Origin of the sequence: Algihabitans sp., from assembly GCF_965226985.1 — a bacterium.
Taxonomy (GTDB): Bacteria; Pseudomonadota; Alphaproteobacteria; order Kiloniellales; family DSM-21159; genus Algihabitans.
Map to the genome: position 1 here is coordinate 3,611,636 of NZ_OZ245712.1, position 14,769 is coordinate 3,626,404.

10 protein-coding genes are annotated in these 14,769 nt (G+C 66.1%); 7 read left to right on the plus strand and 3 right to left on the minus strand.

Annotation, left to right across the window (positions count from 1 at the left end; translation table 11 throughout):
• The first annotated feature begins 38 nt into the window (after positions 1-38).
• The 5 genes from ACO054_RS16490 (at position 39) to ACO054_RS16510 (ending at position 5,726) form a co-directional block, all read left to right on the plus strand.
• A complete protein-coding gene (locus ACO054_RS16490; RefSeq protein WP_421707674.1) occupies positions 39-956 on the plus strand; it encodes a DMT family transporter in 918 nt (305 codons plus the stop codon).
• Between the two features lie 275 nt (positions 957-1,231).
• On the plus strand, positions 1,232-1,648 hold the full coding sequence (locus tag ACO054_RS16495; protein WP_421707675.1) for a J domain-containing protein: 417 nt from the start codon (positions 1,232-1,234) through the stop codon (positions 1,646-1,648).
• Positions 1,649-1,701: 53 nt separating this feature from the next.
• On the plus strand, positions 1,702-2,715 hold the full coding sequence (gene cobS, locus ACO054_RS16500) for a cobaltochelatase subunit CobS (protein ID WP_421707676.1): 1,014 nt from the start codon (positions 1,702-1,704) through the stop codon (positions 2,713-2,715).
• A gap of 40 nt (positions 2,716-2,755) precedes the next feature.
• On the plus strand, positions 2,756-4,648 hold the full coding sequence (gene cobT / locus ACO054_RS16505; RefSeq protein WP_421707677.1) for a cobaltochelatase subunit CobT: 1,893 nt from the start codon (positions 2,756-2,758) through the stop codon (positions 4,646-4,648).
• A 28-nt stretch (positions 4,649-4,676) separates the two neighbouring features.
• Positions 4,677-5,726, plus strand: coding sequence for an esterase-like activity of phytase family protein (locus ACO054_RS16510; protein ID WP_421707678.1), 1,050 nt, complete (start codon positions 4,677-4,679; stop codon positions 5,724-5,726).
• A 43-nt stretch (positions 5,727-5,769) separates the two neighbouring features.
• Here ACO054_RS16510 and ACO054_RS16515 read toward each other — a convergent pair whose 3' ends face one another.
• The 3 genes from ACO054_RS16515 to ACO054_RS16525 form a co-directional block, all read right to left on the minus strand.
• Positions 5,770-6,363, minus strand: a complete 594-nt coding sequence (locus tag ACO054_RS16515; RefSeq protein WP_421707679.1) for a DNA-3-methyladenine glycosylase I — start codon at positions 6,361-6,363, stop codon at positions 5,770-5,772.
• Positions 6,360-7,175, minus strand: coding sequence for a ferritin-like domain-containing protein (locus ACO054_RS16520; RefSeq protein ID WP_421707680.1), 816 nt, complete (start codon positions 7,173-7,175; stop codon positions 6,360-6,362). The genes ACO054_RS16515 and ACO054_RS16520 overlap by 4 nt, the downstream gene beginning before the upstream one ends.
• Positions 7,176-7,242: 67 nt before the next feature.
• Positions 7,243-10,632, minus strand: a complete 3,390-nt coding sequence (locus ACO054_RS16525) for an AsmA-like C-terminal domain-containing protein (RefSeq protein WP_421707681.1) — start codon at positions 10,630-10,632, stop codon at positions 7,243-7,245.
• Between the two features lie 133 nt (positions 10,633-10,765).
• Here ACO054_RS16525 and ACO054_RS16530 point away from each other — a divergent pair, with 133 nt between their 5' ends.
• Together ACO054_RS16530 and bcp are read left to right on the plus strand one after the other, a co-directional pair.
• The gene (locus tag ACO054_RS16530) at positions 10,766-13,768 is read left to right on the plus strand and encodes a bifunctional [glutamine synthetase] adenylyltransferase/[glutamine synthetase]-adenylyl-L-tyrosine phosphorylase (protein WP_421707682.1); all 3,003 of its coding nucleotides are present in this window, start codon (positions 10,766-10,768) and stop codon (positions 13,766-13,768) included.
• Positions 13,769-13,909: 141 nt separating this feature from the next.
• A complete protein-coding gene (gene bcp, locus ACO054_RS16535; protein WP_421707683.1) occupies positions 13,910-14,374 on the plus strand; it encodes a thioredoxin-dependent thiol peroxidase in 465 nt (154 codons plus the stop codon).
• Positions 14,375-14,769: the final 395 nt, after the last annotated feature.

The following is a 14,769-nucleotide window of genomic DNA, read 5'->3' on the forward strand; positions in this document are numbered from 1 at the left end:
GGTCCTCCGCACCTACTTCACGCTTTCGGTCGTATCTCATGGCGCGCATTCCTCTCCCCGGCGGGACAACCGCAGCCGATCCGGGCCGGGCCGCACTGCTGTTGATCGCGGTGATCCTTCTCTGGGGCGTCAACTGGCCGGTGATGAAGGTCGCCCTGGACTCGATCCCGCCTTTCTGGTTTGGCGCCGCCCGCATGGCCCTGGGCGCCGCCACGCTGTTCGCCGTGCTGCTGTGGCGTGGTGAACTCAGACTGCCTGGCCGGCCCGACCTACCGATCATCGTCAGCGTCGGCCTGCTACAGATGGCCTTGTTCCTGGCCTGCATCAACACCGGCCTGGAGGTCGTCGAGGCCGGCCGCTCCGCCTTGCTGGTCTACACCACCCCTCTCTGGGTTACGCCGGCAGCCATGATCATCTTCGGCGAGCGGATGGGTCCGCTCAAGACTCTCGGCTGGCTGCTGGGTCTCGGCGGGCTGGCCGTGCTGTTCAATCCCTTCGGCTTCGACTGGCAAACGACCGAAGTCTTGCTCGGCAACGGCCTGCTGCTACTCGGCGCCTTCGCTTGGGCCGTCGCGCTGCTGCATGTCCGCGGTCACCGCTGGCACCTTTCGCCGCTGCAGCTCGCGCCCTGGCAGATGCTGCTTGCTCTGCCGTTGCTGCTGACCGTGGCCCTGATCACCGAACCGCTGCAGACGATCGAGCCCAGTTGGAGCCTGGCCGCCGTCTTGTTCTACAACGGTCCCATCGCAACGGCCTTCTGCTTCTGGGCCGCGCTTACGGTCACCCGCAGCCTGCCGGCGATCACCACATCGCTCGGCTTCCTCGGCGTGCCCATGGTGGGCGTGGCAGCTGCAACACTTTGGCTGCAGGAACCCGTGACCGCGACGCTGACCATCGGATTGCTGCTGATGCTGACCGGCTTGGCGGTGGTCAATCTATCGGAGCGGCGCACGTAAGCCATGCGGTCGGTAAGCCTTTGGACGGCGCCTTCGGCTTGCTTCGCTCCCGGCCAGTTCCCATACTCAGCCTCATCATGGAGCCGTCCGCATCCCCACAGCCGCAGCCATCCGAAGGCGCGTCCCCAGCGGCCGCTGCAGGAGGATCCACGGCCAGAGGGGCCGGGGTCGCCGAGCGGATCTGCGATCACCCTGGCTGCAGGGAAGTCGGAACGCATCGGGCGCCGCGCGATCGCAATCAGCCCGGGGCGTTTTACTGGTTCTGCCTGGAGCATGTGCGCGCCTACAATCAGTCCTGGGACTGGTTCGCCGGCATGAGCGAAACGGAAATCGAGGCACAGCGCCGCCGCGATCAGATCTGGGATCGTCCGACCTGGTCATTCGCCGGGGGCGATCCGGCCGAGGACCTGCAGGATCCCTTCGACCTCTTCGCCGAAGAGCGGGAGGAGACCCGCAAGCGCCGGGCCGACCGCCGTCGGCGCGCCCGCAGCGAGGAAGAACTGGCTCTGGCAGAGCTGGATCTCAGCGCACCAGTCACGCTGGCCGAAATCAAAATCCGCTACAAGTTCCTGGCCAAGCGCCTGCATCCCGACTCCAATGGCGGCGATCCGGCGGCGGAAGACCGCCTGAAGAGCGTCAATCAGGCCTACACGACCCTAAAGAGGCTTTACGGACCGACGACGAAGAGCTAGGCCCGACGCGAATCAGACCGCAAAGCGAACCCGCGAGAATTTAAGGACTCTAGATGAACGCCGATACGCAGAGCCACGGTCCCGAAGCCGGTCATCAGATGCCCACCGGCGGCCCCGACATCACCATTTCGGTACGCCAGACCTTCGGGATCGACAGCGAGCTGCAGGTGCCGGCCTTCAGCCAGGCCAGCGACTACGTCCCGGATCTGGACGAAGCCTACCGCTTCGACCGCGACACGACGCTCTCGATCCTCGCCGGCTTCGCCTACAATCGTCGGGTCATGGTTCAGGGCTATCACGGCACCGGCAAGTCGACCCACATCGAGCAGGTCGCCGCACGTCTCAATTGGCCCTGCATCCGGATCAACCTGGACAGCCACGTCAGCCGGATCGACCTGATCGGCAAGGACGCCATCGTCCTGCGCGATGGCCAGCAGGTGACCGAGTTCCGCGAGGGCCTGCTGCCCTGGGCTCTGCAAAACCCCTGCGCGCTGGTCTTCGACGAGTACGACGCGGGACGGGCCGACGTCATGTTCGTGATCCAGCGCGTTCTGGAGGTCGAAGGCAAACTGACCTTGCTGGATCAGAACAAAGTGATCCGCCCGCATTCCGCCTTCCGGCTGTTCGCGACGGCGAACACCGTCGGGCTGGGCGACACCACCGGGCTCTATCACGGCACGCAGCAGATCAACCAGGGTCAGATGGACCGCTGGAATATCGTCGCGACTCTCAACTACCTGGATTATGAGGAAGAAGTCGACATCGTGCTCGCCAAAGCAGCGAGCTACGACAGCGAGGAGGGCCGTAAGACCATCGCGGCCATGGTTGCCTTGGCCGACCTGACCCGCAGCGGCTTCATCAACGGCGACATCTCGACCGTGATGAGCCCGCGCACCGTCATTACCTGGGCGGAGAATGCGGAGATCTTCGACGACGTCGGCTTCGCCTTCCGCATTACCTTCCTGAACAAGTGCGACGAGATCGAACGCCCGATCGTCGCGGAGTACTACCAGCGCTGCTTCGGCAGCGACCTGCCCGACAGCGGCGTCAAGGCGACGCTGGTCTGACGGAGCCCTCTCGCCCTGCAGTGATCCAGCTCTTCCCCGCATGACCCAGTCCGCCGATACGCCGATCGAGCGCTTCAAGCGCGCCACCGCAGCCACCTTGCGATCGATCGCGCGCGACGCGGAGCTGACCGTCGGGTTCAGTGGAAGTCAGCCGGGGCAGCCTCCGGCCCAGTCCCAGGAAGCGACCGAAGTCCGGCTGCCCCTGCCGAGCCGGGACCTGCCGCTGGAGGAGGTGCTGCTGGCGCGTGGCGAATGCGATGCCGCCGCACTCCGGCAGCGTTATCACAACGAAAAAGTCCACGGGCGAAGCCGCCCGCACGAACAGGTCGCGCGCGAGATCTACGACGCGGTCGAGCAGGCCCGCTGCGAGGCCCTGGGGGCCAGGCGGATGGCCGGCTGCGCCATGAACCTGGACGCGGTGCTGGACGACCGCTACCGGGCGCGGGGATACGACCGTATCCGCTCTCGCGAAGAAGCGCCGCTGTCGGAGGCGCTGCGGCTGCTGGCTCGCGAAGCGATGACGGGAGAGGCGCCGCCGGCTGCCGCCCGAAATCTGGTCGAGGTCTGGAGACAGGCCCTCGACCCACGCATCCTGCAGGAGCTGCATGACCTCAAATCGGTGATCGCCGACCAAGGCGCCTATGCGAAGGCCGTTCGCCAGATGATCGCCGATCTGGATCTGGAGGCGACCAGCGACGAGGAACTGGAGGACGACGAGCAGGAAGACGAGGGCGGCGAGGATCAGTCGGAAGAGACGCCTGACCAGATGCGCGCCGAAGGCGGCGAGCAGGACAGCGGCGAGAGCGCCGCCGCCAGCGACGGCGACCAGGCCGACCTCTCGGATGCGGAGGCAGCTGACCAGGAAGTAGCCGAAGCCGACGGAGAGATGATGGACGGAGCCGCCGACGAGCAGCCCGGACAGCCGGGCCGGCGCCCGGAACACGACCGCCGCAACACGCCCGACGACGAGCTCTACCGCGCCTTTTCCAACAAGCACGACGAGGTGGTCGAGGCCCCCGACCTGTGCGATCCGGACGAACTGACGCGACTGCGCCAGATGCTGGATCAGCAGCTCAACCACCTGCAGGGCGTGATCGCACGGCTGGCAAACCGGCTGCAGCGCCGTCTGATGGCGAAACAGACCCGGTCCTGGGACTTCGATCTCGAGGAAGGCTTGCTGGACACGGCCCGGCTGGCCCGTATCGTGGCCGCACCGACCCACTCGCTCTCCTACAAGATGGAGAAGCAAACGGACTTCCGCGATACGGTCGTTACCCTGCTGATCGACAACTCCGGTTCGATGCGCGGGCGCCCGATCTCCGTAGCGGCCATGTCGGCGGACATCCTCGCGCGTACGCTGGAACGCTGCGGCGTCAAAGTGGAGATTCTGGGCTTCACCACCCGCATGTGGAAAGGCGGGCAATCAAGGGAATCCTGGATCGCCGCCGGCAAGCCCTCGCTGCCCGGTCGTCTGAACGACCTGCGTCACATCATCTACAAATCGGCGGATACGCCCTGGCGACGGGCCCGCCGCAATCTAGGCCTGATGCTGCGCGAGGGCATCCTGAAGGAAAACATCGACGGCGAGGCGCTGCTCTGGGCGCACAACCGCTTGCTAGCCCGGCCGGAGCAGCGGCGGATCCTGATGGTGATTTCCGACGGAGCCCCGGTCGATGACTCCACTCTTTCGGTCAATCCAGGCAACTACCTGGAAAAACACCTGCGCGAAGTCATCACCTACATCGAAGGACGCAGCCCGGTCGAATTGATCGCCATCGGCATCGGCCACGACGTGACTCGCTACTACCGGCGTGCCGTCACCATCGTGGACGCCGAACAGCTCGGCGGCACCATGCTGGAGAAGCTAGCGGAGCTGTTCGACGAGGAAGGTCCCCAGGCGGGCAGAGGGTCTTTGCGGCGGCTGGCTGGCTAGATCGGACAACTGCGTCGGCGAGCAGAGTATGAAACGCGTTTTTTCGATCGGTTCCTACCTTCTGGTTCTCAGCGTTCTAGCCGCAACCTCTCCAAGCACAGCCGCGTCTCCGCCAACGGAACCTGCCAACGCCTCCGCGCTGGAAACCGGCGGCGTCTCGATCTCTCTGCGCAGCAGGGCCGTCAAACTCAATGTCGAGAACCCTGCGCAACGGTCGGTCGGCCGGCTGCTCTGGCGCGGCGGCCTGGAGCTGATTAGCGACGACGCGCGCTTCGGCGGGCTCTCGGCGCTCTGGATGTCGCAGGACGCGCGCCGCGCCGTCGCCGTCTCGGACGAAGGGCGTTGGGTCTCCTTCCAAGTTACCTATGGCGACGACAGCACTCTGGCCTCCGCCGGAAGCGCCAGACTCGGTCCCCTGCGCGAGCCCGACGGCCGCTCCCTCGCCGGCTTGAAGGACTGGGGCGATGCCGAGGCTCTGGCCGTCTTGCCGACCGGCGATGTCCTGGTCGCCTTCGAACGACATCATCGTCTCAATCGCTACAGGGCGCTGCCGCCGATCGCACTTCCTGACCAAAGCGATCTGCCCGGAGACCATCCGCCAGAGGCGAACGAAGGTGTCGAGTCCTTGGTCGCGCTGCCGGGCGGTGGGCTGCTGGCCATCAGCGAAGGCCTGACGGCCGAAGTCGAGGGCAAGCGCGCCTGGCAAGGTTTCGTGACCAGCAAGGAAACTTTTTCGGAATGGCGCGGCTTTCAGATCCCGCAGGACGGCGATCTGGCCCCGGTCGACGCCCAGATCGGTCCCGACCAGCGCTATCTCTATTGGCTCGAGCGCGGTTTCTCGATCATCGGCGGCGTCAGGGTCAAACTGAAACGGGCCCCGCTGGATCGCGCCCTGGCCGGCACACTATTGCGCCCCGAAGAGCTTGCCTTCCTCAAGGCACCGCTGGCCGTCGACAATCTAGAAGGTCTCTGGCTGCGCAGGGGTCCGAATGGCGAGACGCTGATCACGCTGTTGTCGGACGACAACTTCAGCCCCCTACAGCGGACCCTTCTGCTTCAGTTCGAATTGATCCAATAGCCGAGCCGCCCTGAGCACCGGGTCAGAACCACATCACCGACAGTCAGGCAAGCTCCTGGTACCGGAAACAGTCGATGGTGTGGTCCATAACCAGACCGGCCGCCTGCATGAAACTGTAGACGATGGTCGGGCCGACGAACCGAAAGCCCGCCTTCTTCAGGCGTTTCGAGAGAACGCGGGCGGCCGGCGTTTCCGCCGGTACCTCCGAGAGCTGGGCGAAGTGGTTGATCTGCGGCTTCCCCTCGACCGTCTCCCACACGAAACCGGCGAAACCGCCAGGGTAAGAGGATTCCACCTCCAGATAGGCGCGTGCGTTATCAAGCGTTGCAGCGACTTTCAGACGATTGCGTACGATACCCGCATCGGCCAGAAGACGCGCTTGCTCCGCCTCTCCCCAACCGGCCAACCTCTCCGCATCGAACCCGGCAAAGGCGCGGCGAAAGTTTTCACGCTTGTACAGGATGGTCCGCCAGGACAGGCCGGCCTGGAAACCTTCCAGGTTCAGCAGTTCGAAAAGCGCCGGCGCATCGTAAAGCGGAACGCCCCACTCCTCGTCATGATAACTGAGGTAGAGAGGATCGCCGCTCGGCAGCCAGCCGCAGCGGGGCTTACCGTCCGAGTGGATCTTCGCAGTCACGGCATCTGCCTTTCCACGGCCAGGGGGAGATAGTCGGCCGGCTCGAGTCCGGCAGTCCGGCGGGCGGCTTCGTTGAAGGGCGGTTTCAGGGCGCCCCGGAAATGGCGGCGCACCAGCTCGTGCCAAGTCGCCTGGGGATCGAGCCCGCGACGGGTGCAGAGCCAGAGGTACCAGCGCCGGCCGATGGCCACATGCCCGATCTCCTCCTCGTAGATCGTCCGCAGGATGGCGGCGGAGGCGGGGTCGCCGACCTGGTCCAGCTTGGCGATCATTCCGGGTGTGACGTCGAGGCCGCGCGCCTCCAGCACCTGCGGCACCACCGCCAGGCGCGCGAGCAGATCGTGCGCCGTCTCCTCCGCCGCCTGCCAGAGACCGTCATGCGCGGGCAGATCGCCGTAGGCCGCGCCTAACTCCGCCAGACGGTCGGCCAACAGCAGGAAGTGCTTGCCCTCCTCTTCGGCGACCTGAAGCCAATCTTCGATGAAGGCGTTCGGCAAGTCATCCGAAGCGAAACGCGCCAACAGATCGACGGCGAGATCCACGGCGTTCAGTTCGATGTGCGCCAAGGCATGCAACAGCGCCACGCGCCCGGCCACGGCGGTATTGATCCGGCGGCGCGGCACCTGTGTCGGGGCCAGAAGCTCCGGCCTGTCCGGCCGCGCGGGCCGCGCAGGGGCACCGGGCGACCCGAGCGCGGGAAACGTTCCGCTGCGCCAGTCGGCCGCCAGCCGTTGGGCTGCGGCAGCCTTGTGTCGGGCCTCCGGCGTGGTCAGAACCCGCCGAGCGGCGTTAGTCAGTGTCGATCCGGTCATGACCCGGAGAGAACGCCTTTGTAGAGATCAAATCAAGAACAAAATAGCTGGCTCAGCGGATGAAATCTCAGCGCAGCGCGCCGGCGGGCGGCAGGGCCTCAAGGGCTTCTTCGCTGCCGTCGATCTTGCCGCTGAAGATGCCGCGCAGAAATCCGGGAGCCAGGGCCGACAAGGGATTCACGTCCACATCCGGATCGTCCAGCGAACCGGATACCGAGTAGGTCACGCCAAGGACTCCCTCGCCTTCTCCGCCCGTCAGGAGCGGGCCGAGAATCGGGATCGCCCCCAGCACCTGGTTGATCGCATAGGCCGGAACCAGCGTTCCCTGCAGGTCGATCGCGTTGGCCTCGGTATCCAGCGTGCCGCGCGCGGTGATGCCTAGAGCCGGTCCGTAGGCGCGCAGCAGGTCGGTGGACAGGACGCCCTGTTCCAGGACCAGGTCCCCGACACCGCGCTCGAAGGTGATGCCGTTGTCCTCGGCCAGCATCCCGCCGAGACCGCCGAGCGAGGCACCAGCGACGATCCGGCCGAGCAGGGGCGCGTCGACCAGCGTGTACTGACGCAGTTCGAGCTCCGCCTCGATGGGCGCGGACAGCAGCGGGCCGGGACTGCGTCCCACGATCCTTGTCTGACCGCCCTCCATCTCGTCGACCCAGCCAAACGCGCGCAGTACGGCGCCCAGGTCGTCGGCGCCCAGCTCAAGATCGTAACCGGCACCCGACGGATCGGGGCCCCAATCGAGCCGGAGCAGCTTCTGCGGGATCACGGCGTCGCCCTCGCGGACACGGCCGCTGCGGCGCCACAAGGCGCGCGGAATTTCGGCGGAGGCGCTCAAGCGCTCCCAACCGCGCGGTCCGCGTTCTCCCTCCAGCGCGACGGCCTCCAAGCCGCGATCGTCGCCCAGATGCAGAAACTGCAGCTGCGCGATCTGAAGTCTCAGCGGTGTCTGCGGGGCGTCGGGCTCGGGGCCGAGGTCAGTGCCCGGCGCGGTACTCTCATCCGGCTGTCCCGATGCCTCCTCGTCCTCCAACCAGGGGGCGGCATCCAGACGCCCACCGGCAACCTGCACCTCCCAGCCATCGCCCTCTGGGGTGTTCCAGGGACGAACGCTGATGTCGTCCAAGCTGGTGGCACCGAGCGTCACGTTGCTGAGGTTGGCAAGAATCAGGCTTCCGTCGTCCGGCGAGAAGGTGGCGGCTCCCACCACCGAGAGATCGCCTGCATAGAGTTCCACGTCGCGCAAAGCGACCAGACGCTCTCCCCAAAGCTGAGCGACCAGCCGCGCTGTCGCGGGAACGCCCGACGGCTTACGCCATGCGAGCCTCGGGATATCGATCTCCGCCTCGACGAGCTGCAAATCGATTTCCACATCCGACGTCTCGTCGACCAGGCCCGTGAGCCTGAGATCGGCAGCGACCGGCCCACGGATCCGCTCCGCCAAGGGAAGACCGAAACGCGCGCGCACCTCGGCGTCGAGCGCGTCGGTACGCGCCGTGACGTTGCGCCGAACACCGTCGCGCGCCTCGAAGTACTCCGTCCAATCGAGATCCAGGGGAAGCCCGCCAAGGCGCAGCGGGCCGGAGAGGGACATTGCGCGGACATCGAGGTCCAGGGCGAGGTCGCCTTCCGTGAGGTCCAGCCCGGCGACGGCATCCTGCAGCGCCGCGTCGGTGAGCGCGGCCGTCGCCGTCACTTCGATCTCGTCATCCGTCAGCGCGTCGATCAGTGGGAAGGCGAAGCCGACCTGGGCCGTGAAGGTTCCAGCGCTTCCCGCCAGCGGCACCCCGAGCTTGTCGATGAGCTGAAGCCGGGGATGGTTGAGGATCTCGAGCGCCGGCTTCAGGCCGCCGCCTACCTCGGCATCGATGGCAAGTCGATGATCCTCGCCCGACAACCCGAAGATTCTCACCTCGCTCGTCTCGAAAACCAACTGCTGCAATCGACCCTCGGCAACGGCGAAGGTCAGGCCGTCGCTGTCGAACACCGCGCGTCCCGAGGCCTCGGTCACCGGTGGCAGGGGCCGGTTGTAGTGGATCTCAAGGTCGGTGAAGTCGAAACTGCCCTGAAAGCTGCCAAGCACCGGCTCCCGCGACATCTCCGGCTGCGAGGGAGCGTCCGACCTATCCTCGGTCAGGGTCGCGGCGGGCGCATCCGGTAGGCGTAGAGAGGCTACCACCTCGAGATTTTCGGCGGCGCCGGCCGCGATGTTCTCCAACACCCAGGCACGACCGTTTTTCGAGGCATCGGCCGGCCAGTAGCGCTGTAGGTCCGCAACGGCCACGCGGTCCACCCGCGCGCCGATCCCGAAGTCATGGAAGCCGTCGCCGAAGTCGAGGTTGAAGCGCGCCCGCAGGTTGGGTCCGGCGGTCGCCTGGTTGCCGAGTTGCAGGGAGAAGTCGTCAACGGCGATCCGGCGTTGCTCGGCCCGATAGGCGCCGACCGCCGCGACGGTGGCCACCTCCAAAGGCTCGGGATAGACGTCCGGGAGGCGAAGGCGGCCGGCCCCCGCCGCCAAATCGAATGCGACACTGTCGACTTGCCCCTCGGCATCCAGAACGAGGTCTACCAAACCGTCCAGCGCGACCTCCGCCTGGGACAAGGGCGCCAAGGCTGGCGCCAGTTGCCCGACGCTCGGCAGGTCGAGGTCCTGAAACGCGGCGGCAATCCGCAAACGCGCGTCGGCTACGTCGTAATCGAGCGTCGCTTCGAGCGTCATCGGCTCAGCGCCGATGTCGAGCGACAACCCGGCCGTCCCAGCGATGCCGTTTTCCTGGCGGAACAGCTCGACCGCCGCTCTGCGTGCCACGAGAGTCGTGTCGATGCTGCGGTCGATCAGCGTAACGGTCAGGTCCCGGCCGCGCAGGGAGTTCAGAAAAGACAGGGGTTCGGAAGGATCGGCCGGGGAGAGAAGCCGGGCAGCCAGATTCGGAAGCAGAGCCGCGATCTCCGGCAACTCCGCCTCGGACACCGCGGCATCGCCGCTGCCCGCCTCCCCGGGCCGCTGCGTTTCTGCCACGGGCACGGGCACAGGGGCGAAGGGAGCTTGCGCGGCAAGGCCAAAGCGACCATCGCCATCGCGCTCCAGCGTGAGACTGGCACCTGTCACGGCGATGGCGGTCGGAGCCACGACACCCTGAGCCAGAGCCCGCAGGCTCAGCGTTATATCTACCTCTGGAAATTGCGCCACTCTCTGGCCGTCCGGGCCATCGACGCGCCAGTCGCGGGCCCGCAGATCGAGGGTTCGATCCCAACCACCCCAGACCAGCTCGGTCGAACCGACCTCCACGATCAGGTCGCCATCGGCCGCAGCGAAGGCCTGCTCCAGGTGCGGTGTCAGAAAATCGACGGAAAGCGGGCCGTCGGACAGGCGCCACAGCACCGCCGCCACGATCAGAACGGCGGCGAGAAGCAGCCCGACCAGGATCTCCAGGGCGATGCGGGTGGAACGGCGAATCATGACCGAGAGAGTAGCGGAGCCGAAGGCGTCGAAACCAGTGCACTCCGTGGGAAACGGACATTCCCGCACAACTTGACGCTAGAGCAGGGCGCAGCGCAGTCTGGCCCGCCATTCAGGCCATTCGCTCATCTTCATGCAGTACGCCTTCCTGCCTCCCCCCGAGTCTCTGCCCCGCGCTTTCGATTCCGTCCAAGCCGCCAATGGTCGGCAGGACCTGGTCGAGCGAGCCAAGCGGTCGGACCCCGAAACGGCGGAGGCCGTGCAGACGCTGCTCGACGATCCGGCCGGTCGAAGCCTGCTCGAAGCCGTCTTCGGCAATGCGCCCTTCCTGGGCGGCTGCATCCTGGCGGACCCCGCCGGCTTCCTGGCTGTTCTAACCGAAGGGCCGGACCGGCGGATCGAGGCGCTGCTGGAGCAGACGCGCGCGGCGGCCTTCGCCGAAGACGCCCGAACGGCAGGCATTGCCCTGCGGCAGGCCCGCCGCCACTGCGCGCTGACGGTCGCGCTGGCCGACATCGCCGGCCTCTGGCCGCTCGAGCGGGTCACCGGCGCGCTCTCCGACTTCGCCGCCACGGCGATCGACGCCGCACTCGGTCTGCTGTTGCGACGTCTCCATCAGCGCGAGGAGCTGACGCTGATGGACCCGGCAAAGCCGACCGAGACCTGCGGCTATCTGGTCCTGGGTATGGGGAAACTGGGAGCCGGAGAGCTCAACTACTCCTCCGACGTCGATCTGATCGTCTTCTACGATCCCGAGCGGATCGACTGCCACAGCAAACGCGGCACAGCGGAAACCATGGTCCGGCTGACCCGCGACCTGGTTCAGCTGTTGGAGGAGCGCACGGCCGAGGGCTACGTCTGCCGGACCGACCTGCGGCTGCGGCCCGATCCGGGTGCCATGCCCGTCGCCATCTCCTTCGGTGCCGCCATGACCTACTACGAGTCGCTGGGTCAGAACTGGGAGCGGGCGGCCATGATCAAGGCACGGCCCGTAGCCGGCGACCGTGCCCTCGGCGAAACCTTCCTGCGCGAAATCCGACCCTTCGTCTGGCGCAAGCACCTGGACTTCTGGGCCATTCGGGACATCCACTCGATCAAGCGCCAGATCGCGACGCACAAGGGCGGCAATGACATCGCGGTCGAGGGACACAACGTCAAGCTGGGACGGGGCGGCATTCGCGAGATCGAGTTCTTCGCCCAGACCCAGCAGTTGATCTTCGGCGGCCGCAATCCGGAACTGCGCCAACCTCAAACGCTCATCACCCTGGACACTCTGGTCCGCTTCGGACGGGTCGAACCGGACACGGCGGCGGATCTCGCCGAGGCCTACCGCTATCTACGCCGACTGGAACATCGCCTTCAGATGGTCGGCGACCAGCAAACCCATCTGATCCCGAGCGACGCGGAGGGTGTCGATCGTATCGCCGCTTTCCTGGGCGCGGCCGACGCGAACATCTTTCGGCAGGAGCTTCTGCACCACCTGAAATGCGTCGAGCGCCACTACGCCGAGCTGTTCGAGGAGGCACCCAGCCTGTCGGGTCCGGGCAACCTGGTGTTCACGGGTGGAGAACCGGAGCCGGGCACCCTGGAGACCCTGGCCAAACTCGGCTTCACGGACGGCGCCCGCGTCTTCAATCTGGTGCGCGCCTGGCATCACGGCCGCTACCGTGCCACCCGCACCACCCGCGCGCGCGAGTACCTGACGGAGCTGATGCCGAGCCTTCTGCAGGCCCTTGGCCGCACCGCCCAGCCGGACGACGCGCTGCTGCGCCTGGACACCTTCTTGGCCGGGCTGCCGGCGGGCGTCCAACTCTTCTCCATGCTGCACGAGAACCCCAAGCTGCTGGACCTGCTCGCCGAGATCATGGGGGACGCTCCGGCTCTGGCCCAACACCTGGGACGGCGGCCCGGTCTGCTGGAAGCGGTTGTCGAACCGGGCTTCGGTGACGCGCTGCCGAACGCCGCCGGGCTCGATAGCGAGCTTGAGGAAACGCTTGGTCAGGCTCGTGACTTTCAGGAAGCCCTCGACCTCATTCGTCGTTGGGCCGGCGATCGCCGCTTCGACGTCGGTCTCCGGATTCTCCGCGGCGATTATGACGTCACCGGCGCGGGCCACGCCTACACCGCCATAGCCGAGGCCACGGTGCGGGCGCTGCTCCCTCAGGTTCAGGCGGAACTGGCCCGCCGGCACGGCGAGATGCCCGGACGCGGACTGGCGGTGCTGGCGCTGGGCAAGCTGGGTGCGGGCGAAATGACGGCGACCAGCGATCTGGATCTCGTGTTCGTCTACGACGTCGCGGCAGGAACCCGTGAGTCCAGCGGACCCAAGCCGCTCGATCCGCCGATCTACTTCGGCCGCCTGAGCCAACGCCTCATTACGGCGCTGACAGTGCAGACGGCAGAGGGCAGCCTCTACGAGGTCGATCCCCGCCTGCGGCCCTCCGGCGCCACCGGCCCGATCGCCGTCTCCCTCACGGGCTATCGGCGCTATCTGGAAGAGGACGCCTGGACCTGGGAGGAGATGGCTCTGACCCGCGCCCGGCCCATTGCCGGTAACCCTGGCTTGGTCGACGACCTCAAGCAGACGATTCGGTCCGTCCTGATGCGCTCGCGCGACCGCGACCGGACCCTGATCGCGGTCGCCGAGATGCGGGAGCGCATCGCGAAGGAACGTCCCGCACGGGGTCTTTGGGACCTCAAGTACCTGCGCGGAGGGCTCTACGACCTCGACTTCGTCGCTCAAGGACTTCAACTCCTGTCCGCTGAGGACCAGCCCGAGGTGCTGAAAACCTCGACGGTCGAGGCTCTGGAGGCGTTGGGCGCCGCCGGCGTGATTGGTCCCCAACGGACTGCCGGACTGATCGAGGCGGAGCGGCTGCTCAGTGCCGTGCAGCAGATCCTGCGGCTGACAGCCGGCGAGGCCTTCGACGAGCAGCAGGCACCCGAGGGCCAGAAACGCGCCCTGGCCCGCTTCACCGCCAAGGCGGACTTCGGCAGGTTGCGCGACGACCTGATGCTTGCCGTCGAGCGGGTCTGCGAAAGCTACGCCGAGCTGATCGAGGAGCCTGCGCGCGTGCTGACCGCCGAGCACGAAGAGTCTGAGGACGCAAAGCGGGGCGACGAAAACCCTGGTTAGAGTAGAACCGCCCTCGCTCCGCCGTCAGCTTTGCCTTCGCGGTGTCTGTCGAACGCTCCGCGCGACGGTGTTCCGTCGGCTTGACTTTCGTCCCCTCGGCGTCACTTTTGCCACGACCCCTGCGAGATGGAGAAGGCCTGTATGAGCGTTGAAGTTGGCAAACCTGCCCCGGATTTCACCCTACCGACTGACGGAGGCGGCTCGGTTTCTCTCAAGAAGCTGCGCGGCAAGAAGGTCGTCCTCTATTTCTATCCCAAGGACGACACCCCCGGCTGCACGAAGGAAGCCTGCGGCTTCCGCGATAGCCTGCCGGACTTCAGCGGGCTTGATGCCGAGATCATCGGCGTGTCGAAGGACAGCGTCGCCAAGCACGATAAGTTCAAGGCCAAATACGAGCTGCCCTTCACCCTTGCATCCGACGAAGAGGGTACGACGGTCGAAGCCTATGGGTCCTGGGTGGAGAAGGCGATGTACGGCAAGAAGTATATGGGCATCGACCGTTCCACCTTTCTGATCGACGAGAAAGGCGTACTGCGCGCCGAATGGCGGAAGGTGAAAGTACCCGGTCACGTCGAGGACGTCCTGGCCAAAGCCAAAGAACTCTGACGGCGGGAAATTTCGTTTCCGGAACGCCGTGGCGACGGACTCAGGCCAGGCAGCAGTGAGGCTCCGCCTGAGTCCATCGCCGGGTCTCCGGTGGCCTGACCTCGAACGACCCAGCGCACCATAAACCAGCACACCGCAAAAAAAGCGGCGTCCCGAAGGACGCCGCAATAGTTACCGCGAAGCAACCTCTCAGCTAGGGATGCCGATCCGTCTGACGGGGAAACCCGCGAGATCGCGGACGACGAACCGGCATATTGGCCGAGCTGAGCCGGAAGGCTCGGTCCGACCAATCCCTTTTCGGGAGATCGATGCAGGCAGCCTCTCGAAGCGCCGCCGCATCCTTCTCCGAATTCCTCAACGCAAACACGAGATTATCGTATTTGCGCATTGCCTAT

Coding starts and splice junctions, on each gene's coding strand:
- ACO054_RS16525 (WP_421707681.1), bottom strand. CDS start 10,632: ATGATTCGCCGTTCCACCCGCATCGCCCTGGAGATCCTGGTCGGGCTG.
- ACO054_RS16530 (WP_421707682.1), top strand. CDS start 10,766: ATGCAGTACGCCTTCCTGCCTCCCCCCGAGTCTCTGCCCCGCGCTTTC.
- ACO054_RS16510 (WP_421707678.1), top strand. CDS start 4,677: ATGAAACGCGTTTTTTCGATCGGTTCCTACCTTCTGGTTCTCAGCGTT.
- ACO054_RS16490 (WP_421707674.1), top strand. CDS start 39: ATGGCGCGCATTCCTCTCCCCGGCGGGACAACCGCAGCCGATCCGGGC.
- ACO054_RS16520 (WP_421707680.1), bottom strand. CDS start 7,175: ATGACCGGATCGACACTGACTAACGCCGCTCGGCGGGTTCTGACCACG.
- bcp (WP_421707683.1), top strand. CDS start 13,910: ATGAGCGTTGAAGTTGGCAAACCTGCCCCGGATTTCACCCTACCGACT.
- cobS (WP_421707676.1), top strand. CDS start 1,702: ATGAACGCCGATACGCAGAGCCACGGTCCCGAAGCCGGTCATCAGATG.
- cobT (WP_421707677.1), top strand. CDS start 2,756: ATGACCCAGTCCGCCGATACGCCGATCGAGCGCTTCAAGCGCGCCACC.